19 protein-coding genes are annotated in these 21,605 nt (G+C 56.8%); 5 read left to right on the top strand and 14 right to left on the bottom strand.

From position 1 onward, the window contains the following. Nucleotides 1–194 precede the first annotated feature (194 nt). The 7 genes from U5A65_RS40095 to U5A65_RS40070 all read right to left on the bottom strand — a co-directional run bounded on the left by U5A65_RS40095 (nt 195) and on the right by U5A65_RS40070 (nt 6,569). Nucleotides 195–1,571 (bottom strand): aldehyde dehydrogenase family protein, encoded by a 1,377-nt coding sequence (locus U5A65_RS40095; protein ID WP_321847159.1) that lies wholly within the window; start codon nt 1,569–1,571, stop codon nt 195–197. Further along, on the bottom strand, nt 1,558–1,854 hold the full coding sequence (locus U5A65_RS41065) for a carotenoid oxygenase family protein (RefSeq protein ID WP_408602551.1): 297 nt from the start codon (nt 1,852–1,854) through the stop codon (nt 1,558–1,560). Before U5A65_RS41065 ends, U5A65_RS40095 begins: the two co-directional genes overlap by 14 nt. Then, entirely contained in the window at nt 1,779–2,045 is a 267-nt protein-coding gene (locus U5A65_RS40090; RefSeq protein ID WP_321917570.1) for a hypothetical protein, read from the bottom strand. Before U5A65_RS40090 ends, U5A65_RS41065 begins: the two co-directional genes overlap by 76 nt. 101 nt (nt 2,046–2,146) lie before the next feature. Further along, entirely contained in the window at nt 2,147–3,349 is a 1,203-nt protein-coding gene (gene fdhA, locus U5A65_RS40085; protein ID WP_321917571.1) for a formaldehyde dehydrogenase, glutathione-independent, read from the bottom strand. A gap of 30 nt (nt 3,350–3,379) precedes the next feature. After that, nucleotides 3,380–4,396, bottom strand: coding sequence for an aromatic ring-hydroxylating dioxygenase subunit alpha (locus U5A65_RS40080; protein WP_321847161.1), 1,017 nt, complete (start codon nt 4,394–4,396; stop codon nt 3,380–3,382). A 128-nt stretch (nt 4,397–4,524) separates the two neighbouring features. After that, the gene (locus U5A65_RS40075) at nt 4,525–5,490 is read right to left on the bottom strand and encodes a PDR/VanB family oxidoreductase (RefSeq protein WP_321917572.1); all 966 of its coding nucleotides are present in this window, start codon (nt 5,488–5,490) and stop codon (nt 4,525–4,527) included. Then, nucleotides 5,487–6,569, bottom strand: coding sequence for an aromatic ring-hydroxylating dioxygenase subunit alpha (locus tag U5A65_RS40070; RefSeq protein ID WP_321917574.1), 1,083 nt, complete (start codon nt 6,567–6,569; stop codon nt 5,487–5,489). Before U5A65_RS40070 ends, U5A65_RS40075 begins: the two co-directional genes overlap by 4 nt. Nucleotides 6,570–6,740: 171 nt before the next feature. On the opposite strand from U5A65_RS40070, the gene U5A65_RS40065 reads away from it, so the two are divergent. Further along, complete coding sequence (locus U5A65_RS40065) at nt 6,741–7,220, top strand: MarR family transcriptional regulator (protein WP_321847160.1); 480 nt, start codon at nt 6,741–6,743, stop codon at nt 7,218–7,220. Here U5A65_RS40065 and U5A65_RS41060 read toward each other — a convergent pair. Continuing rightward, nucleotides 7,141–7,488, bottom strand: coding sequence for a plasmid pRiA4b ORF-3 family protein (locus U5A65_RS41060; protein WP_408602550.1), 348 nt, complete (start codon nt 7,486–7,488; stop codon nt 7,141–7,143). The genes U5A65_RS40065 and U5A65_RS41060 overlap by 80 nt on opposite strands. Before the next feature lie 123 nt (nt 7,489–7,611). Further along, on the bottom strand, nt 7,612–8,031 hold the full coding sequence (locus tag U5A65_RS40060) for a helix-turn-helix domain-containing protein (RefSeq protein WP_321847154.1): 420 nt from the start codon (nt 8,029–8,031) through the stop codon (nt 7,612–7,614). An 81-nt stretch (nt 8,032–8,112) separates the two neighbouring features. Between U5A65_RS40060 and U5A65_RS40055 the strand changes: the two genes are divergently transcribed. Then, nucleotides 8,113–8,673 carry an FMN-dependent NADH-azoreductase gene (locus U5A65_RS40055; protein WP_321917576.1) on the top strand — a complete coding sequence of 187 codons (561 nt, stop codon included), beginning with the start codon at nt 8,113–8,115 and terminating at the stop codon, nt 8,671–8,673. A 353-nt stretch (nt 8,674–9,026) separates the two neighbouring features. Here the strand turns inward: U5A65_RS40055 and U5A65_RS40050 are convergent, their stop codons facing one another. From U5A65_RS40050 to U5A65_RS40040, 3 genes are all read right to left on the bottom strand, one after another. Then, nucleotides 9,027–10,151, bottom strand: a complete 1,125-nt coding sequence (locus U5A65_RS40050; RefSeq protein WP_321917578.1) for a porin — start codon at nt 10,149–10,151, stop codon at nt 9,027–9,029. Between the two features lie 157 nt (nt 10,152–10,308). After that, nucleotides 10,309–11,646 (bottom strand): aspartate aminotransferase family protein, encoded by a 1,338-nt coding sequence (locus U5A65_RS40045; RefSeq protein ID WP_321917579.1) that lies wholly within the window; start codon nt 11,644–11,646, stop codon nt 10,309–10,311. Between the two features lie 13 nt (nt 11,647–11,659). Beyond that, on the bottom strand, nt 11,660–13,087 hold the full coding sequence (locus tag U5A65_RS40040; RefSeq protein ID WP_321917581.1) for an APC family permease: 1,428 nt from the start codon (nt 13,085–13,087) through the stop codon (nt 11,660–11,662). A gap of 373 nt (nt 13,088–13,460) precedes the next feature. Here U5A65_RS40040 and U5A65_RS40035 point away from each other — a divergent pair, with 373 nt between their 5' ends. Next, the gene (locus U5A65_RS40035) at nt 13,461–14,399 is read left to right on the top strand and encodes a LysR family transcriptional regulator (RefSeq protein ID WP_321917583.1); all 939 of its coding nucleotides are present in this window, start codon (nt 13,461–13,463) and stop codon (nt 14,397–14,399) included. 169 nt (nt 14,400–14,568) lie between these two features. Here the strand turns inward: U5A65_RS40035 and U5A65_RS40030 are convergent, their stop codons facing one another. Beyond that, a complete protein-coding gene (locus U5A65_RS40030) occupies nt 14,569–15,915 on the bottom strand; it encodes an aspartate aminotransferase family protein (RefSeq protein ID WP_321917585.1) in 1,347 nt (448 codons plus the stop codon). 779 nt (nt 15,916–16,694) lie between these two features. Continuing rightward, entirely contained in the window at nt 16,695–16,994 is a 300-nt protein-coding gene (locus tag U5A65_RS40025) for a helix-turn-helix domain-containing protein (protein ID WP_321917586.1), read from the bottom strand. Nucleotides 16,995–17,968: 974 nt separating this feature from the next. On the opposite strand from U5A65_RS40025, the gene U5A65_RS40020 reads away from it, so the two are divergent. Beyond that, nucleotides 17,969–19,438, top strand: a complete 1,470-nt coding sequence (locus U5A65_RS40020; protein WP_321917588.1) for a benzaldehyde dehydrogenase — start codon at nt 17,969–17,971, stop codon at nt 19,436–19,438. A gap of 1,120 nt (nt 19,439–20,558) precedes the next feature. After that, a partial coding sequence (locus tag U5A65_RS40015; protein WP_321949616.1) for a GAF domain-containing protein occupies nt 20,559–21,605 on the top strand: 1,047 nt, incomplete at its 3' end.

Genomic DNA, 21,605 nt, shown 5'->3' with positions numbered 1-21,605 from the left:
GCACGTCCTCGTGCTGTGCGTGGTGATAGGCAGTTAGATATCGCTAAGTCAACGTCTCCGTGTTTAATTAGTCGGCTATGGGGGCAATCTGACGATTTGAATTGTTAGCGTCCGACTCAGCCATGACCCACTAACCCTGATAGCTTGGAACCTGTTATATTTACCAATGCAACCGGCCAACGCTTGCCTGACTCCTAGCTCAGGAGGCTCCCAAGTTCTCCAAGCTTCTCTGGGGAGTAAGGCGGATACAGCGACTTGAGTAGTTGCTCCGACGGCGAGAGCAGCATCGACTTTCTATTTGAGAACGTTGTAAAGCTGTGTTTTCCGAAGTATTTACCGATGCCAGATGGGCCCACTCCGCCGAACGGAAGTCCTCCCAGCCAGCAATGTATATTTGTGTTGTTCACACATCCGCCGCCGAATGACACGCCGTCAAGAAACGTCTGCACGTTCTCGGCGTTGTTGCTGAACATGTAGCCGGCCAGCGCTTTCGGTTTTGCGGAGATGAACTGGATCACCTCCTGAAGGTCGTCGTATGGCAGAACAGGTAGCACGGGCCCGAAAATCTCGCCACACATTGCCGGCTCATCACGTCTTGCCGGATAGATAATGGTTGGCTCGATATAGCAGTCTGCTACATCAAAGCGACCACCGTATGCCACGGAAGCCCCCGCTGTCATCTGCGCAATTCGTCGAACGTCGTCCGGGCTTTTCATTCGGCTGTAGTCTGGACTGGAGCGGGCGTCACTCCCGTACATTTCTAGGAGCGCGGTCTTGCAGGCTTGTACGAACTTGCCCGCGACGGACGAATGGACAAACACGTATCCCGGCGAGACGCACCACTGCCCAGAAATCGCGGTTGCGCCCCATGCTAGTTGCGTTGCCGCATGTTCGATATTCGCAGTCTCGTCCACGACAGCGCAGTTTTGTCCACCGAGTTCAAGGAGTACCGGTGTGAGATGTTCGGCCGCAGCACGCATCACAATCTTTCCTACCTTCTCGCTACCAGTGAAAGCGATGAAGTCAAACGGAAGAGCAAGTAGGTCAATAACAGCCTCCTTTGCGCCGGCCACGAGCGCAAACACTTCAGCCTCGAAGTATTTCGGCACGAGTTGAAGCAGGAGTTCGCTCGTGTAGCTGGTCGCTTCCGAAGGTTTCGCAATGACCGTGTTGCCAGCCGAAAGTGCAGCAATCACCGGCTCAAAAAGAAGGATCAGAGGTGCGTTAAACGGACCAATCACAAGGGTGACGCCGTATGGCTCATAGAATATTTTCCCCTGGTGCCCCGACGCCGCGAGCCCTCCGGGGATCTCAGCCGTTTCCGGCTCCATCCATTGCTGCAAGTTCTGCAATACATTTGCGATAGTCGCAAGAGGACCGTGGACTTCCATATACTGTTCGAAGGCAGCTTTCTTGAAGTCCATCCCCAGTGCTTCATAGAATGCACCCTCATTCTCGCGGAGCAAAGCTTCGAGGCTGGACAGCTGGGCCTTACGCCACTCAAAGGAACGGGTACGTCCCGTAGCGAAGTAAGCCTTCTGCCTTTCAAAAATTTCTTCAAAAGAAAGCACTTTGCAGTCCTGATTTCGGTTGTTGACCTGAAGGGTTCTTCAGGTTCTTCAGGTCGTTCTGACATAGGCTTTTTTTAGACCGGGAACCAGCCGCCGTGAAAGCCATATGGGATGCGACTCGGAAGCTCGACCTTGGCAAGGGGCCATGTGAAACATCAAGAGCGTCAAAGACGGCGAACTCGCTGATTTCCTTCTCGCGGTTGCACATCACAGTGACAATCCAGCCTCCTTCTGCGGCCTTCTCTGTGCACGGAACGAATACGGGTTCGTGGAAGTACGCCAGCGGTGATGGCGCGTACCCAGCGGCGGAAATTGCAGGTTCTGGCCATTCCTGTACAGCGTCCCGGGCAGTCCTGCTGACAGGGTGCCGTAGGTAACAAGAAGGTCCACAACCGTCAGCTCTTCCGTTACTGGCGCGTAGTTCTCCTGGAGCGTGACATGGTGGGAGTAACGGCTCTTCAATTTCGTATCCATCTTCGTGTGGGGCAAAGCTGCTGCTGATAAAGCATTTGGGAATGCAGGTCAAGCACCGGGACGGCCTCGTAGGGAGTGACGACCGTCCCGTATCTCAAGGATTAGGCTGCATTCCGGAAGAGGTTGTGCGGGTCGATTACAAACTTCTTGGGCGCACCCGAGTCGAACTGCGAGTAGCCATTGGGGGCGTCGTCCAGCGAGATGACCTCAACGCCGACCGCCTGCGCAATTTTGATGCGGTCCCAGAGAATTGCCTGCATGAGGGCGCGGTTGTACTTCATGACCGGGGTCTGCCCGGTGAAGAAGCTATGTGACTTTGCCCATCCCAAACCGAAGCGGATACTCAAGGAACCTTTCTGTGCGGCAGTGTCTATCGCCCCTGGGTCTTCGGTCACGTAAAGACCTGGGATGCCAATTTTCCCTGCGACCGCCGTTATCTCCATGAGGGAGTTAAGCACCGTTGCTGGCGCTTCATGCTTCGCGCCGTCATGCCCGTGTCCACGTGCTTCGAAGCCAACGGCATCAATCGCGCAGTCGACCTCTGGCATCCCCAGGATCTCGGCAACTTGGTCGGCGAGACTGGCGTGATCTGAAAGGTTGACCGTCTGGAAACCCTGCTTCCGGGCATGGTCCAGTCGTGCCGAATTGATGTCGCCGACAATGACGACGGCTGCGCCCAGCAGAATTGCGGAACTGGCGGCCGCAAGACCGACGGGACCGGCGCCCGCCACGTACACCGTGCTGCCGGGGCCGACTCCAGCCGTAACCGCGCCGTGATAGCCCGTTGGCAAGATGTCAGACAGACAGGTCAGGTCGCGAATCTTCTCCATCGCTTGTTCCTTGTCGGGGAAGCGCAGGAGGTTGAAGTCGGCATATGGCACCATAACGTATTCCGCTTGGCCGCCAACCCAGTCGCCCATGTCGACGTAGCCGTATGCGCCGCCCGCTCGCGCCGGATTTACTGTGAGACATACGCCGGTATGCTGCTCCTTGCAGGTCCGGCAGCGGCCGCACGCGACATTGAAGGGAACCGAAACCAGGTCTCCCTTTTGGAGCGTTTCAACGTCACGCCCCAGCTCGATGACTTCCCCAGTGATTTCGTGCCCGAGAATGAGGCCGGCGGGCGCGGTCGTACGGCCTCGGACCATATGCTGGTCAGAGCCACAAATGTTCGTTGAAACCACTCTCAGAATGACCCCATGGTCAATCTTGCGGCCTCTTGGGTCCGCGAGCGTCGGAAAAGGAATTGACTGAACTTCCACTTTCCCTGGGCTTACATATGCAACACCACGATTCGACGACATAAGTTTGTCTCCAATCTGTTGATTTGACCTTTACGCAGCCTCTGGTTGACGGAGCAGCCGCTCAACTACACGACGTACCCGGTTGGGTCCGACATCGACGTGAATATCAATCTGCTGACGAACGGGGAACTCCTTCTGATTACGGTACTGCGCCTCGATCACAACCTTGTCCTCGTCGAACGTCGCAGCGCTTTGCTCGATGACGGTCTGTTTGACCCGCTCAACGTCTGTTTGAGGGTTGCTGGCAACCGTCCAGAAATAGTGGGTTGTTTCGTCGGTTTCGGGTGTGATTCCATGGAAGCCGCGCATGTGAAAGCCTCCACGCTCAGGGTCGTCAATGTCTCCAGAGTCGGCGTCAAGCGCACCTGTCCAGATGCGGATATGCGAGACGCGGAATTCAATCTCTTGCCAGCGATCGACCAGCCCTGTGAACGACCATGCAGCGGTGTAGGTCGGGGGCGGATCGGAGGCTGGCATCTGGCGAACAAGCTTGACTGTGTCTCCGTCAGTGCTCACCGTAGCTTTCGCGTTCATGTGTACGGGAGCGTTTCCGCCGATGGTCTTCAGATGGACATAGCCCAGATGGCTCAGGTCCATCAGATTGTCGTGAATTAGTTGATAGGGTGCTTCGTAGTGGTAGTTTCCGCCACCAAAGTGATAACGGGAGTCAGAATGAACCGGATATGAAGGGGGCTCGGAGGATGGCGTGCCAGCAGCATTGCCCCCAACCCAAACCCAGACAATCTGGTCACGTTCGACGACAGGGTAAGACAGCACGCGAGCTTTCGAGGGGATGCGCTCCTGCCCGGGAATCTCGATGCATGTACCTTGGCGGTCGAACAGCAATCCGTGATATCCGCAGCGAACTCCCTTCGCCTCGACAGAACCACACGAAAGAGGCAGTTCCTTGTGGCAGCAGCGGTCTTCGAGCGCCCCTACCTCACCGGTCGGCAGGCGAAAGAACACCATCGGGCGGTTGAGTATTTTCCGAGCAACAGGCCTGGCATCGAGTTCCCATGAGAAGGCCGCCACCCACCACTGATTCATTGGAAAGGCGGTTCGGTGCAAGGTGATAGGCTTCTCTAACGCAAGGTTTTCCAATTCTTTTCTCCTAAGGCCTTAAACCTTTCTCACGCATTGCGTCGAGCAGGATTTTGCCAAGTGCTTCGATTCGCCTAGAGGTCCAGCACTAGGACTGGAGTCTTTGAACGCGAACAGCAGGGCATAAACTGGTCACCGGCGGCTTTTTCTTCGTCGGTCAAATAGGAATCGCGATGGTCCGGTGTTCCGTCAAGAACTCGGGTTAAGCAAGTGCCGCAGACTCCCTGCTCGCACGAAGTGAGCAACTCGACTCCTGTCTCAGCCAAAGCCTGCACGACCGTCCAACCAGGCGCCACATCGACGGTGACGCCGTTGCTGGCCAGTTTCACCTGGAACGTCTTATCACCCGCGGATTGCTCTACGACTCCTCCAAAGAACTCATAGTGGAGTCGGCCCTCGACCCAATTCTGTCTGCGAGCCTCGGCCAATACTGCGTCCATAAAGCCACGAGGCCCGCAAACATATAGGTGACTATCGGCGGGCGCCTGCTCAAGTGTCTTTGCAATGTCAAATACCTGATCGGGGTCGCCGTCATCAAAGTGAAACTTCACGCGATGGGCGAAATGGGAGGAGTCGATTCGCGACACAAAAGCGGTCCGGCCTCGTGAGCGGGCGCAATAATGCATTTCAAAGTTTTCGTCCGCCACCGACAAACGTTCCGCCATGCAGAGGATTGGCGTTATCCCGATTCCCCCGGCAAGCAAGAGATGATGCGCAGCATCATGCGCCAGCGGAAAGTGATTTTTCGGTTCACTAATTTTTACCTTGTCACCTTCCTGGACAAGGTCGTGTATCGCTTTAGAGCCACCACGTCCATCTGCCGCACGCAACACAGCGATGTGATACCGGTTCGATTCGTTCGGGTTGTTGCACAACGAATACTGCCGAACCAGCCCGTCAGGGAGATGCACGTCAATGTGCGCCCCTGCGCTGAACGAAGGGAGACTTGCTCCGTTGATTGCTGTCAGTTCAAATCCGCAAATGCCCTGCACTTCAGTCCATTTGCGCGAAACCTTAACGTCGAGAGTTGCTGTGTTCATGACCGCTCCGACACCCTTTCAATCGGGATCACCTTCTTTTGCGAATTTGCCTTGAGCTCTTCGGCGAGTAGGCGGTCGATGACTTTGCGAGAAAGCACTCCCCCGGCATCGATGTTCAGCTTCAGCAGCGCGCGCTCCGGCCAGGCATCGAGATTTCGCTGTTGCTGTTCAAGCATTTCGAGGTCTTCGGCAAAAATCTTGCCTTGGCCTTCCCTGATGGATGCAGTCAGGTCCTTGTCTTCCGGACGGAAGTTTCTTGCCATGCCCCAGAAGTACCAAATCGACGATTCGGTCTCCGGAGTGATGAAATCAACCACGATGGAGGATGCCTTGAATTCGGCCGGGGCTTCGTAGCCGCCGTGACCGGCATGGGCAACGCCCACCTCAATCATCACGTGGCTGGGAGGGGTGAAGCGGCAAATTTGCCAACGGTCGACTGGAACGTCGTCGTCCAACCCGTTTCCTCGTAGCGCGAGCCGCCAGAAAGGCGGGGCCATGATGTTCTGCATGAAACGGCTTGTGATAACTTCATCGCCAGAGCTTGTCGTTTTCGGGGCTGCTTCGTCGATTTCCTTTTGGCCAATGCTGCTAGCGTGGACGTAAGTTTCGTGCGTCAGGTCCATGAGGTTGTCAATCATCAACCTGTAGTCACAGCGGATGTGATACAGGCCGCCGCCGTGTGCCCATGCGGGATCGTCCGCCCACGGGAGATGGAGCAGCTTTGCGGGGTCCGCCTCGTCGCGGTCACCGGGCCACACCCACACGAAGCCGTATTTCTCGATAACAGGGTAGCTGCGGATAGTTGGAAAACCGCTGACGCGCTGACCCGGCATGCCAGAAGTCTTGCCGGTGCACCCCATTTCAAGACCGTGGTACCCGCACACGAGCGTGCCGTCTCGTACGAAACCGAGTGACAGCGGGGCACCTCGGTGAGGGCAGAAGTCTTCAAGCGCGGTCGCGATGCCGTCCGCAGCTCGATAGAACACCATTGATTCACCGCAGATCTTCCGGCCGAGGGGCTTGGCCTCACCAATCTCGTCTGGCGTGCAGGCAACATACCAGGCATTCTTCAAAAACAATTTACGTCTCCATGGGGGGACTTGAATTCTGACGTTTGGAAGTAATATTCCGTACACTGAATGACATTCAGTGTACTCATTGATGGCCATACACACAAGTCGCGCGGTATACTGGTTTTCCCGCAATACGAGCGCTTTTACACGCGTGCGATGATTTCAACTGAGGAAAACATGAGCGTCGCTAACGAAGTAGCGTCCAGCCTGGACCTCTATGAGGAGCCGGGACATTTGATACGCCGTGCGCATCAAATCGCTGTTGCGATGTTCCATGAGAAATTAGGGCGCGAAGTAACGCCGGTTCAGTACGCGGTGTTACGCATGCTTTATGAATCGCCTGGCTTGGACCAGGTCACTCTCGCACAGAGGGTTGCACTCGATACGTCGACGACGGCAGAGATGGCTGCACGAATGGAGGCGAAAGGCTGGATTCTGCGCGAGGTTTTGCCCCGTCGACAGAGAAAACTCCTCCTCACGCCGGCAGGGGAAAAGTTGCTGAACAAGTTTCGGCCTGCGGTACAAGAGCTCCGCGCTGGATTGTTCGAGGGTATGGGGGAGGAAGATTCTGAAGATTTTATCCGGCTGCTGCGCAAATTCGTTCATTTGAACAACGAGCAGAGCCGAGCACCGTTGCGCGTTGATAGCGGCGCGTAAAGCCGGTCAAACGCGGCCAACGACAGGGTGTCTGGGCCGTCAAGAACTGCAACGTGCCGTCACGATGTCCACCGTAACTCCATCCGCGGATGATGAACCGGTGCAGGTGTTCGTCGCTCCAGCCCATGGCGAGTTGCATCACACGATGCAGTTGCGCACTCGTGACCTGCTCGGGAATCAGAAGTCGCCGCCAGACCGGCGGGCTCACCCCGCGCAGACTGATTCGCAACTGGAGGACGGAAGGCGCATCGGAAGAGGCGGAGTCCATTGACCCAATATTAACTTCCTTGCGGCCATACTCGCTGTCACCCGATTTCGCCCCCGCTTTGGCGCGGTCTCCTTACCGTTCACGGCTAAAGAAATTTAGATTTTCGGTATGTCGTTTCCCGCACTATTTCGGCGAGAACCGCGCCGCGTGCACGGCAGCGCGCTCCGCAGACTTTGCTTCGTAGATTTGCCGCGCCGCGGCCATCTCATCGCCGTGCTCTTTTGCCCATTCGTACAGCGTGTGCAGCGGCTCCATAAGGCTGCGGCCCAAGTCAGTCAGCTCGTAGTCCACGCGCGGTGGAATGCTCGGGTACATGGTTCGGCTCACCAACCCATCCTGCTCTAGTGCCTTGAGGGTAAGCGTCAGCATCCGCTGTGAAATGCGGCCCACCTGACGCTGGAGCTCGTTGTATCGCAGCGGACCTTCGCTCAGCGTACCTACGACCATGACCGTCCATTTGTCGCCAATTCGAGCCAAAACATCTACGACCGAGGCACAGACCGGGTGGTCGTGGCCGCGAACATCTGTGTTCGTATCGCTCATAAAAGTGCCTCCTTGTGCAATTCCTCGTCGAATCTAACATGACGGCACGAACATTTTGTCCGTTACTTACAGGATTAGCCCATGAAGCTTCTACATATTGATTCCAGCATCGCCGGTCAACAGTCCGTGAGCCGCCAATTGACCGCGGCCATCGTCCGCCGCCTGCGAGAGGCCAATCCCGACGCTGTCGTGATCTACCATGACCTGGCCGCCGAACCGGTGGAGCACCTAGCCGTTGCCCCCGCCGCGGGAAGCGTGACGCTTGAAGAGTTCTTGGCCGCAGATGTCGTGGTGATCGGCGCACCGATGTACAACCTGGGAGTACCCAGCCAGTTGAAAGCCTGGATGGACCGATTGGTCGTGGCTGGAAGAACCTTTTACTACACTGAGACCGGGGTGCAGGGCGGGCTGTGCGGTGGTAAGCGCATCATTGTTGCCTCCACCCGCGGCGGCTTCTACACAGCGCCTTCTCCGATTGCGGCCATGGATCACCAGGAAAGCCATCTGCAAAGCTACTTCGCTTTCTTGGGCATATCGGATGTGGAATTCATCCGTGCCGAGGGAACGGCAATGGGGGACGAACTGCGGCATCGTGCGCTAGAGGCGGCTCTGGCCGCCGCATCGGCACTGGAGGCAGAATGAATTCCAGAGCTCTGCTCGGCTCGCAGATCCTGCACGGCAGGATGAGCGGTGTTCGTTGCCATTACAGCCGGACCAGACCACCAGTGGCTCTGGGACGCTCAAATTAATAGGTGCCCACCGATTTGGGTGGGCGTCATCTAGCAACCACCTCGGTCCGACTGGTCGCCTCCTTTCACCCGTCTCAATGCGCGCCCCCCGCGTCTGTTGCGGCGGCCAGCACGCGCGCGATGTGATCGCGCTGCCCCGCATTGATGATGGGTCCGAGCGCGACGTCGTCGGTAGCTGGATCGCCTCGGTTCCTGTATTGCGAAGTCAACAAGGGGGCAACAGTTTAATCCCTAGTCGTGATGTTCCTAAAAGCGGTGTCGAACGCCGACAATTGCGATCTCTTGTGAACTCGTGCCGCCGGAGGTATAGCTGTCGGCGATGACCGCTTGAGCCGGGCCTTCACCGTTGGTGCCCGAAGCGTGGCCATACCCAGCTGAGAAGTACAGGTCGGTGCGTTTCGACAGGGCATAGTCAGCGGCGAATGTCACTTGATGATAGGTTGCCGACGAATCACCATGTGACTTCATAAAGTTGTATCCAACTTCGAGCGTGACCTCTGGCGTTGTCTGCCACGCAACGAAAGTGGATGCATTGTTAAATCGTTCGCTGTTGAGGAAAGTCGAATCGGCATCTGCAAGGTATTCCACGTAGCTGTAATATGCGCCGAACGTCAATGGACCGGCTGCATATGCTGCCCCCGCGCGAGCAATGTTATATCGACTGGCAGTAGCATACGCGCGGTTCACGGGACTGAAGAATCCTCCGTTAGCGCTCGATTCACCGCGAGCCGAATACCTTTCGTTTCCATTGTCAGCGTGAAAATACCCTCCCGCGAGAATAAGCGATCCGACTGAGTAGTTTAGCGCAGCACTATATGACTGGCCCGAGCCGAGCGCACCCGCCACATTACCGAAGCCGTATTGAAGTGCGGTCTGCAACCCTCCCCAGTTTGGGCTTAACCACTTGACTGCGTTAATGATTTTGAGTGTTCCGTCAGCGAGGTCAACGTCGCCCGGTGACGTGAAGTATTCGAGAAAGTAGTTCCCTTGTACTGGCATGAGGAGATCGAAAAGTCCGTCTAGCTGATGGCCAAACGTTACCGTCCCGTACGTATCGCTCTTGAGCCCGACATATGCTTGCCTATTGAACAGTCCGTCTGTCGCCAGTGCACCGTTATTCAGGTCGATCTGACTCTCGAGAGTAAAAAGAGTGGACAGTCCACCACCCAGATCCTCCGATCCCTTCAAGCCCCAAACGGATGGTTGCATTTGGCTGCTCTGAAGCGATAGTGAGTTATTTGATCCGCCGTTGTTGTGAACGTACTGGATAGAGTTGTCTAGTACGCCATACAGCGTCATGGTTGATTGTGCGCGAGCGCTGCAAACGGTACAAAGTGCCGCTACCCCGAAAAGCATACTGATTCGTTTCATTGGATAATCTCCATGTCCTTTTTTATGACAGTCTTTTTTAACGAAAATCTCGGCAATGATTTGACGCGCGAGCATATATCACACGCACCCTAGGAAGATGCATGCTAGAATCGGCAGACGAAATTGCGGATGCCTGAAGCTGTGTAGGTGCGTGCGCTTAAACCGTGCCGTCAGGCTTCAGACGCATGAGGACGCGGCTAACTGCTTCGACCGCCTGATCCGCCTCATCGCGGGAAAAAGTCAGCGGTGGTGAAAGGACAAGGTTTTGCGCACTGCTTATCCGGACAATCACGCCGGTTTCGTCGCGGATAATGTCCGGAATTCTCGAGGCGGCGTCTGGCAGAGGGCGGCGTGTCTCCTTGTCGACCACAAGCTCGAGTGCGATGCCAAGGCCCATTTGGCGAATCTCGCCTATGTTGGGGTGTTTGAGTAAAGTCGCCAGCTGCTCCGCGATGTAGCGTCCAGTATCGTTCGCCCGATCAACCAGCCCCTCATCATTGAGAATTCGAAGATTTTCCAAAGCGATTGCACACGCGACGGGATGGTCACTGTATGTGTAGCCGACCGGGTAGCCATGTCCCTGTCTAACGGTGTCCGCGACGTCCCGAGTCATCAACACCGCACCGAGCGGAATATATCCGCTCGAAATTCCCTTCGCAGTCACGAGGATATCTGGGGAGACGCCAAAACGCTCAGTAGCAAACCACCGTCCCGCACGCCCGAACGCTGTAACAACTTCGTCGAAAATCAGAAGGATTCCGTGCTTGCGCAGGACTTCCGCCATCCGTGGCCAATAGTCGTCAGGGGGAATAATCATCCCGCCAACGCCCATGATCGGCTCTGCAATCATTGCGGCAATATTTTCAGGCCCAATTTGGGTAATGGTCGATTCGAGTTCCGCCACACAGAATTCAGTGATGTTTTGACCATCGAAGTACCAATTGCGATACGGATGCGGTGGTGTCAGATGTGCAACGTGCGGCAGACCCGGGCCGGTACCCTCGTTCATCTCCGCGAAGCCCGTGGCCGTTCCGCCGCCATATGCGAGGCCGTGGTAGGCGTTCTTGCGTGACAAAATCCATGTACGACGGCGCTCGCCACGCATATAGTGGTAATACCTGGCGGTCTTGATGGCGGCGTCGTCGCCTTCGGAACCGCCACTCGTGAAGAAGCTCATTTCCAAGTCACCTGGTGCCATTTGAGCCAATCTCTCTACGAGCTCAATGGCTTTGTCGTTCGTGAAATCCCAGAAGCAGGTGAAATACTCCCACTGCTTCATCTGTCGCGCGGCGACTTCGGCGATTTCTTCCCGACCATGGCCAATCTGAGCAAGCCAGAGCCCACCAGTGGCATCGAGATACTGGCGTCCTTCTGCATCCCATAATTTGCATCCTTTCCCACGGGTGAATATGGTGCGATTGGTGGTTGTGAGCGGCAAGTGTGGGTGTACGACGTGACGACGGTCGAGCCCGATCAGTTCATCTACTGTTCTCATCGGTTCAGCTACCTCAGTTGGATTGGGATTGCCCCAGCATTTCGTTGTTCGTGTTGTTTGTGCCGCGCCGGAGAAACCCGTTGAGCACCCCAATCAGAGCGGCGATCAAGACGAGCCAGGGGAGTCTCGTCGAAATGCCTTCGGTGGATCCGCTCAGTGCACCGAAGTTGGTTACGGCGACGATCACGACCGCCAGGAGGCCCAAAGCACCCAGCACGGGAGCCACTACGCCTTGCCAGACGGGGCGCTCGTGAATCCGAGAAAAGAAGCCAATGACACCGACCGCGCCAAGAGTTTGGAGAACGAGGACCCCAAGTGTTCCAAGCGCGACCATCCACATAAAGATCACCTGCACAGGGTCAGCGTTGCGCAACATGAATCCAGCGAGGATTGCTGCGCAGCAAAACGTCAGAACAACGCTGGCGACGAACGGACTGCCGTGACGACGATGGATTTTGCTCAAACGCGCGGGAAGGAAGCGCCCGCGGGCGAGAGCGAACAGATAACGGCAGAGTGCGTTATGGAATGAGAGCAATACGGCAAAGACGCTAGTGAGGACGAGGATCTGCATCAACTGGGTTGACCACTCGCCGACAAACTGGGTATTGGCGCTGAACACAAACGTGATGGGATTGGCAGTCGCCTCATGCTGGACGTCCTGACCTGAATAGGCGAGTGAAAGGCACCACATCGTGAGCGTGTAGAACAGCCCGATCAAACCGATTGCAATGTAGGTTGCCCAAGGGATCGTCCGTTGAGGATTTCGCGCTTCTTCGCCGTAAATCGTGGTCGATTCGAAGCCGACAAAGCAGGAGAACGCGAACATGAGTGCCGTTCCCACGCCTGGCCCCCTCAGTGTCGACAACGCAAAAACCTGCAGGGTGGAAGTGTGGAAATCAGTCTTTATGAGGACGGCGACGTCGAAGATAAAGAGGATCAGAACCTCAAGCACCATCAGCACACCGAGCACTTTTGCCGAAAGATCGATATCCATGTAGCCGAGCACGCCGGTCAAAAGAACCGCAGCTATTGCGAGCAGCCGCCAGTCAATCGCGACCGCGGTGAACTCCTTGATCGTATCGGCGCCAAAGGCAGCGAATTGGGCGTAAATGCCAATGAGCATGCAAACGTAGGCGAGGAGCGCAACACCGGCAGCAGCATGGCCCGCGCGAATGCCAAGGCCGCGCTTGACAAGCTCGGCAAACCCACCCGCGCTTACGATGTACCTGCTCATTGCGGCAAAGCCGATAGCGAATAATAGAAGGACGCCAGCTGCCAGCAAGTACAAGGTGGGGGCGCCACTCCCTACCATCGAAAAAACAGCAGGCCCTGCTCCCAATGTCGCGCCGAGCGGTGCAGCTGCTGCGACGACGAAAAACACAATATCGGCAATTCCGAGCGATGCAGCCTTTAGCTGATTCGTCGGCTGGTCTTGTTCCATGATGCTCCTCCGGGCTGGTAGCGATTTATGCGTTTCGTGGTAGCTGATTATTGGCTCGCATATTCTGTCCAGCAATGCGAAATCGCTGATCAATCAATCGAAATTTCCGATCACAAGAAGGCTCGGGAAGTTGCATTTCCGGAGCCCGCTTGCTTAGCCCGATAATCCGCCCCCAATTATGCGTTACTCGTTTCTAGAAGGCTTTGGTACGATAGGCGTATGAAGTGAGGATCTATGCGATTGCACAATACGTCGTCCGCACAGTGGAGCCAGCCCAATCGTCAGTGGACACCGCTCGCTGCCGGAATCCTCGCAGTTGTACCGGCCCTGGTTGTAATATTGCGCGTTCGGGGTCCGTGGAGGGATGAGTTCGATGGACACACGACAGCTTTTGTTGGCGATTCGTCTCGCCGAAACCTTACATTTTGGCAAAGCGGCCGAGATCGAAAATATTGCCCAGTCGGGGCTCAGTGCGCAGATCGCAAAATTGGAGTCCGAGCTTGGCTTTAGCCTGTTCGAGCGAACTAATCGCCGGGTGATCGTTACTGAAGCGGGGAAAGGTTTTATCGAACGCGCTCGTCAGTTGCTCGGCGAGATGTCAAATACGATTGTCGAGTGTCGCGCTATAGCGGAGAAGAGTCGCGGTATTCTGAAGCTGGGCTTCTTCGGCGACGCTGCGGGCGAGCTCACACACCTCATCCTCAGTCTGTTCCGGCGTGTGAATCCGGGCATCCGGCTGGTGTGTACCGAACTGACTATGACCAATCAGGTGCAGGCTCTGATCAGCGGGCGCGTTGACGCCGCTCTTATGAGGCTGCCAGTCGATGATGAGCGCCTCGAAATTGACGTGATGTACGACGAGCCACGCGTCGTAGTCGTCCCTGCAAATCACCCACTTGCGCACGCGTCAAGGCTTCAGGCCGCCGATCTTTTCGACCAACCCTTTGCGGTCGCGGCCGCAGGGGCGCCCTCAGAGTGGGCGTCTTATTGGAGTCTGGCGTCGGAACGTCATGAACCGAGTCGAATCGGTGCTTTCGTTCAGTCAGTGCCCGAGAGCCTCGCTGCGGTAGCGTACGGCGGTGCCTTTGATACGTTTCCGTTAACTGCTACTCGAATTTTCTCTCACCCTGGCGTTCGTTATGTCCCGTTGGAAGACGCGCCGCGCAGCACGCTAGCACTGGTGACATTGAAGGGTAATCGAAACGCGGCGGCGAAATCGTTGCGCGAATGCGTTATACAGACTCTCGATGCCTCTCTCTCTCAAATTCCAGAGGCACGCCGCGATGTCGACGATTTGCCAACAAAAAGATAGTTGTGTTCATCGAGAATTGCACTGAAATCGGCGCACGCATCCGTGGTCGATTTCGCTCCCGACTTCGCTCTCTCTCCCGGAATCGGGGCAACGTACCGTACCCCGATCAAATTGTTCGCGCGTTTTTGAATCAGATATTTAACTTCCAAGACGCAGCGCTAAAATTCAATTAATCGTCGGAATAAATTTGGCGGATGATATCTTTAGTCGTTGAAATGTAACCGTCGATATCCTCATCCGTCATCGGCAGCGTCAGTCCAATCTGACCACGATGCACAGGGAAGTAGCCGCGAGTCGCCATTTCGAGCGCGTAGACGTTCATGCTGTTCTCATCAATCTTGTGCCAGTAATCACGATGGGTCGTGATTTGCTCGCCGGCTTGTTTGGTGAAAGCGTAGCCCAATACCGAGAAGGAACCGAAGACGACAAACGGGAACCCGGATTTCTCGGCCCAGGCATTGAGCTCTTCCTTGATCTTTGCGGCCAAGTCGTTGAGCCGCTGATAGGCTTTGATATCCATCGCCTTGAGGCACGCAGTCCCTGCGGCGCAAGCCAGCGGATGGCCATGATGGGTGCCAGAGATCATGACCTGATTGTCTTCCACCACACGGTAGATTTCGCGAGTTCCTCCAACAGCGCCGATCGGAAGACCACCGCCGATCATTTTACCGAGGACGGTGAGGTCAGGTTTTACTTGATACACGTTCTGGAGGCCGCCGTACGCGGCACGCAACGTGATCGTTTCATCAAAAATTAGCAGAATGCCCAGTTCTGTTGTGAGCGCGCGAAGCTTATGTACGAAGTCCTTTTGGAGTTCGACGATACCACCAGCGCACGACTGCAACTCCATGATGAGGCAGGCTATATTTTTCGCGTTATCGCGAAGAATCCTTTCGCAAGATTCAAAGTCATTCTGGGTGAGCACGACGACGTGCTCACTCTTGTAGGACGGGATTCCGTCCGAATCGGGCAGGGATTTGGGGTTAGACGAGGGGCCGGGGAAGTTGTCCGGATTGGGATGTGCGGAAATCGCGAGGTCGTCAGTAAAGCCGTGGTAACCTCCCTCGAATTTTGCGATTCCTTTTCGACCCGTATAACCCCGTGCAATTCGGATGGCGCCCAGACATGCTTCGCTCGCGGAGCAGAAAAACTTGACCTGTTCCACGGATTCGATGCGTTCACACAGGATTTTGGCAAGATCTAATTCGGCGTCCGTCGGATTGCCAAAAGAGAAACCGGTCTCGAGCATAGCTTGCATCGCCTTCACGATTTCGGGGTGATTATGCCCCAAGACATTGGTCGAGAAGTTGTTGTTCAAGTCGAGTAATTTATGGCCTTCTATCGTTTGAATATACTGTGCGTCACCTTTCTCGACGAAGATCGCATGTGGTCCATATCCAAATGTCCGTCGGCTGAATCCACCCGGGATATGGTCTTTACCTTGTTGGTTTTTTGTTTTAGAGAGATGAAATGAGTTAGAGAAGTTATCAATTGATTGTGCGTAGTTAAGCTTCATGATGTTGCGGCCTTAAATAATTGAAACGCTTGATGCGCTGGGTAGTTTGCGTAGAGAATTGGTTAACTATATTATTTCCGTAAACATTTGCGCGTCAACATCGAATCTATGATCAATCAATCGATATCTGAGATTGGAAAAAAAAGAAGTCTCGAAGGCCATCGAAGCATGGCGATTTGCGCCCGTTTCCGTGAGTCGCAAGAGGAATGTCTTTCGCGTGTACATCAACGCTGCGTGTCGTCCACTGAACGTCGGCGACAACCTTTGGGCGACAGTGCATGCCCATGGATACGGCGATCATGGCTTGATGTCCAGGTTGCGTTAGATGGTAGTCTGTATGGATTCGGCGGCCAGGATCACAAACACGCGAACCGAGTCTGGTCGGGTCTCGTTACGGGCCGCAACGGAGATCAGCGAGTCGAAGGCAGCCCAACACATCGGGACCGTACCATCGCCGAATAGGAACTCGCGTTCCTCGCTTTCGCGTTGGTCGAGTACGGCTGCGAGCAGGGCGACTTTGTCGGTAGCAACCCTGACCGGGACACGCCGGCCTTGTCGGCGGTATCAGAGATACCGTGACTCGTCACCCTTCTTGTGGGCCTTCTTGTCTGCCGGGATTGCAAACCGAGTCGGGAAGGGCATTTTCCTTGTTCTCGTACTGGTTGGTTATATGGTGTGTTAATACCTTTGCAGTTGAACGAAGCGCGGGGCAGGGACGCAGCTCGCGCGTCCCGAGTCCGCAGGCGACGAGACCGTCGCCCGGTGGAATGGTACCCGCACTATTTCGGCGAGAACCGCGCCGCGTGCACGGCAGCGCGCTCCGCAGACTTTGCTTCGTAGATTTGCCGCGCCGCGGCCATCTCATCGCCGTGCTCTTTTGCCCATTCGTACAGCGTGTGCAGCGGCTCCATAAGGCTGCGGCCCAAGTCAGTCAGCTCGTAGTCCACGCGCGGTGGAATGCTCGGGTACATGGTTCGGCTCACCAACCCATCCTGCTCTAGTGCCTTGAGGGTAAGCGTCAGCATCCGCTGTGAGGACGAACTGCGGTGTTCGTTGCCATTGCAGCCGGACGTGACCACCAGTGGCTCTGGGACTCTTACATTAATAGGTGCCCACCGATTTGGGTGGGCGTCATCTAGCAACCACCTCGGTCCGACTGGTCGCCGCCTTTGAACTACCGCTTATCTTTAGCCGACCGTGCTTCCACGCATTTCGCGAGGCCGAATACAATGTCTAGGCGAGCAATGCCTGTTCTCGGGAAGGCCCGTGTTCGGAAGGACAGGTACGTAACCATGGGACTTGCGTCGATATTCGGCAAATTACGCGCCTGGATCGAGTGGAGTCCATCGTTTGCGCCGTTCTTCAACATGCCGATGTCCTTCAGCGGGCATCTTGGGGCGACGGACAATGTCGTGGGCCGCCCGAGCAGTTCGTGACGAGAATATTCGTTTCCGTCGACAAATGCCGCGTTGCAATACATGGTGATTCTCGAGACGTCGGTCGTCGAAACAGGCATTTACCCCGTATGCGAGAAGACCTCGCCATGCTTGATCGATGTGCATGCCCGTGCCCTTTTCAACTGTCGATTTTGCCACGAACCGCGAAATGCCTACTGCGGTGTCGGTCATTTACTACGTGGTCTACTCACACTTAGCACGTGTTCCTCAAGCAGGATTGTGCGTAAGTTCGAGGGCCGCAAATCACGTTTTGCGGCGTTGGGAACGACATATGAACCGTCTCAAATCGACACAAAGGCACAGTCCTGTTCTGGCGCGCACTCGCCGCAGCGCGGAATTGCTCCGGACTCGCGATCCTGACTTCCACACGCTCCTGCTTCGTCTGCGCGTTCACGCAGCGCGCGTCAATTCGCTCACTGTTCAATAGCTGAACGCTTTTCTGAGCTTGACGCTGTAAATATGGGCAATCTGGGGGCGCGAACAATTCCCGATGGCGGCGCTCACCCTTCTTTTGGTAGCGTGCCTAGATGCGTACGTCGGCAAGCGTCGTTGACGTACTCCAACACGGCTTTCGCCAAATACAGAAAGGACTCAGCATGACCGGTACTTCCGCACGCCTTTTCGACAACGACAACTGGCATCGGCGTCTCTTCACAGGCGTATGGCAGGACGGCACATCGGTTGCCGACGTTTTGGAACCCGCCACCGGTAAGCGCCTCGCAAGCATTGGCATGGCTGACGCCGAACTCGTGGGCGCGTCGTCGAAGGCTGCGTTCGAGGCGCAGCAGGCTTGGGCTGCGCTGCCTTATGACGAGCGCGCTGCCGTATTGCGCCGCGCCGCACGTCTCGCCGAAGACGCGTTCGACGAGATCGCTGGCTGGATCGTGCGCGAAAGCGGATCGACGCGCGCGAAGGCTGGTTTCGAAACCATGGTGACGGTGAAGGCGCTGCACGAGGCGAGCGCTCTTCCGTCTCGCTCCGCAGGTGAGGTTTTGCCTTCGGTACCCGGCCGCCTCTCGCTCGCTCGCCGCCGTCCGTTGGGTGTGGTCGGCGTCATCTCGCCGTTCAACTTTCCGCTCTATTTGGCGATGCGCGCGGTGGCGCCGGCACTTGCACTCGGCAACGCCGTCGTGCTCAAACCAGATCCGCGCACTTCAGTCTGCGGCGGCTTTGTAATCGCACGCCTGTTCGAACTTGCTGGCCTGCCAGCGGGCGTGCTCCACGTGCTGCCCGGTGACGGCGCGGCAGGTGCGGCGCTTACGAGCGATCCTCACATTGCGATGATCCAGTTCACTGGGTCGACGAACGCAGGCCGCAAGGTCGGCGAGGCGGCAGGACGCCACCTGAAGAAGGTTTCGCTCGAACTCGGTGGCAAGAATTCGCTGATCGTGCTCGACGACGCCGATCTTGATCTCGCCGTCGCCAACACGGCGTGGGGCGCGTATCTGCATCAGGGCCAGATCTGCATGGCGACGGGCCGCGTGCTCGTGCAGCGCAAGATTTACGACCGATTTGTGGAAAAGCTCGTGGCGAAAGCGGCGAGCCTCACTGTCGGCGATCCGGCTACCGATGACGTCGCGCTCGGCCCCATCATCAATGCGGGGCAGCGAGATCACGTCGCGCGCGTGCTAGCCGCCGCGACAGACGCGGGGGCGCGCATCGAGACGGGCGGCGACTTCCGCGATCTGTTCTTCGAAGCGACCGTGCTGAGCGGCGTGACGGCGCAGAACCCGGCGTTCAACGAAGAAATCTTCGGGCCGGTCGCGGTGGTTGTGCCCTTCGACACCGACGAAGAAGCGATTGCGCTCGCCAACAACACCGAATATGGGCTTTCCATGGCCATCGTAACGTCGGACGTAGGTCGTGGGCTGCGCATGGGCGAACGCCTGCGCACGGGTCTCCTGCACATCAATGACCAGACCGTCAACGACGAGGTCATTAACCCATTCGGTGGGGTGGGCGCGTCTGGAAATGGTACCAGCGTAGGTGGGCCGGCCAACTGGGAAGAATTCACGCAGTGGCAGTGGCTCACCTTGAAGGGTGAAGCCCCGCTCTATCCCATCTGATCGACACAGGTGCTTGAGCGGTCCGAAGCACATCGACGATTCGCTGAGTGAGGGCATGAGTAGCAACTGCAGGTCGCGGTGTCACGGCCGCAGTTGCACTTAATAAGGGAACCGCTTGGATCCAGATGGCATGTTTGCGCGGGCGGAAGTACGTTTAGATGCTCATGCGTGTGGTCGCCACGAAGCTCTGCCATACGGACTTTATCGTGCGCGATCGATACTATCCGGCGCCGTTACCCTGCGTTGGGGCGCGAAGGTACTGGTGTCGTCGAGCAAGACGGCCCGAACGAGAGGAACCTCAAGCCTTGGGATTACGTCCCGCTGATCTATGGCGCATCCGGTCAGCGCCATGCCGCTGGAATGGGGCATCTCGACCGGCAGGGGCACTTGGGGACTGTCTCCCGTGGTGACGGCGCGCGTGGGGCACGACGACAATCGTCGCGGGTCCTTTGCGGCTTCGACTCGCGAAGGGACTGGGCGCAATGCACACCGCCAACTGCGCGGCAATCGACATTGTTGAGGCCTTCTGTGGCCTCACTGGCACTGGCCTGGAATTGCGACTGCAATCGAATGGACATCCTAAGGTATGTACGAGCGCCGTCTAGTCGCGTGACACGCTGGGCGCAGTCAGTATGTGGGCGGGCTACAGATCGCACCAAGGCCCACCTCGAAAGCAACAATCTGCTGCTAGGTGGGCCGATAATTCGCGGCATAGTGGAAGGCGATTGCGTTTCGCAGCGCTTCACTCACCGGCTCGTCGAACCTTGGCAGCCGAGGTGATTCCCGTTTGCTAAGCTCGTGAAGTTCTATCCGTTGGAGCAACTCAACGAAATCGTTGAAGATTGTACGCGTGGCGTCACGCTCAAACCGATTCTCCGTTTCGGACTTGGTTGAGGCGTGGCCGGGGTACGATTGGCGCGTTTGTCAGCAGTGCCTCCGGTTTCCTTGAGCTGCGGTATCCTTGAGTCTCTGGTGATCGAAGCGTCCTGCGCACGCCAAGGACCCTGACGGTTGGCGTGGCACCACAAAAAAAAGGGCGCGGTGTCGCTCGTTATTTCGGGCCAACTGCGCATCGCCGCGGATCTTCTACTTTCAACGCAACGCCATGACGGGACCCCGAATGAATCGCACGTCCGCGCCCGAGTCCACGAACGACAATGCGCTCGCGCAATTGCATTCAGCCCGCGAGCGCTTTGGCGGCGGCGAGCAATTGCCCGATGTATTGACGCCGAATTTGCTCCCCGAGTCTGTCGCGCGCTCATGGGTACGCTCGCGCGACGCCGGCGTAGTGCCTTGGCAGGCGCCAGAATACGAATTGCTTATTGGTACACGTAGTGTGCGTGAGACAGCTGATGACCGCCGCCTGTTTAGCTGCATCGTCGATGAAATCGAGCAACTTTGGGACGCGTTTGGTGGCGATGACTGGACCATTTTCTGCGTGAATCCAAAGGGCACTGTCATCCACGCACGGCGCAGTGCTGGTTGTGGCGACCAGCTGATCCTGCCGATTGTCGCAGGCCGGCGTATTCTGGAATCCCACATCGGCACGACAGCACCAAGCTGCGTGTTGCACGACGGTACCGAAACGACGGTAACTGGCGGCCAGCACTACCTCACTGAGTTCGAGCGCGTCTCGTGCCTTGCGGTGCCGCTTTTTGGGCTGCACGGCGAGGTCGTCGGCGCGCTTGATATTACTGGCACAGGTCAGCGTGATTTCTCGCAAATGAAGGAGCAGTTCCGACTCGCCGCGTTCGCGGCTGAGCAGCGTCTGTTCGGGACGTTGCGCGGTTGCCATCTGCTGCGTGTGCAGCACGATCCTCGTTGGCTTGCCACGCCACTCGCAGGTGTGCTTGCGGTCGAGGAGGATGGCCAACTGCGCGCCGTGAGCCGTATGGCGCGTCGTATCCTCGCGTTGCCGCATGGCGCGTCCGTCACCCGGCTCACACTGCGCGAAGTGTTCGACGAGGCGCCGCCTGCCTTGCAGACCCGTATACTGACCCCACAGCGCGGCCCACAACGTATTGCGCGTGCGGATGGCAGTCACCTGTGGGTCCAATATGCGCGCGCGCCGCTTAATCGCAGCACAGCGCGTCGCATGAATACAAATTTCGAAGTCCAAGGCGTCGAGGCCGAATCTGGGCAGACCGTCAACGCTTCGCATGGCGCA

The organism is Paraburkholderia sp. J10-1, from assembly GCF_905220165.1.
Classification (GTDB): domain Bacteria; phylum Pseudomonadota; class Gammaproteobacteria; order Burkholderiales; family Burkholderiaceae; genus Paraburkholderia.
The sequence above is the reverse complement of the archived record's forward strand: the minus strand, read 5'-3'. Positions and strand labels throughout refer to the sequence as shown.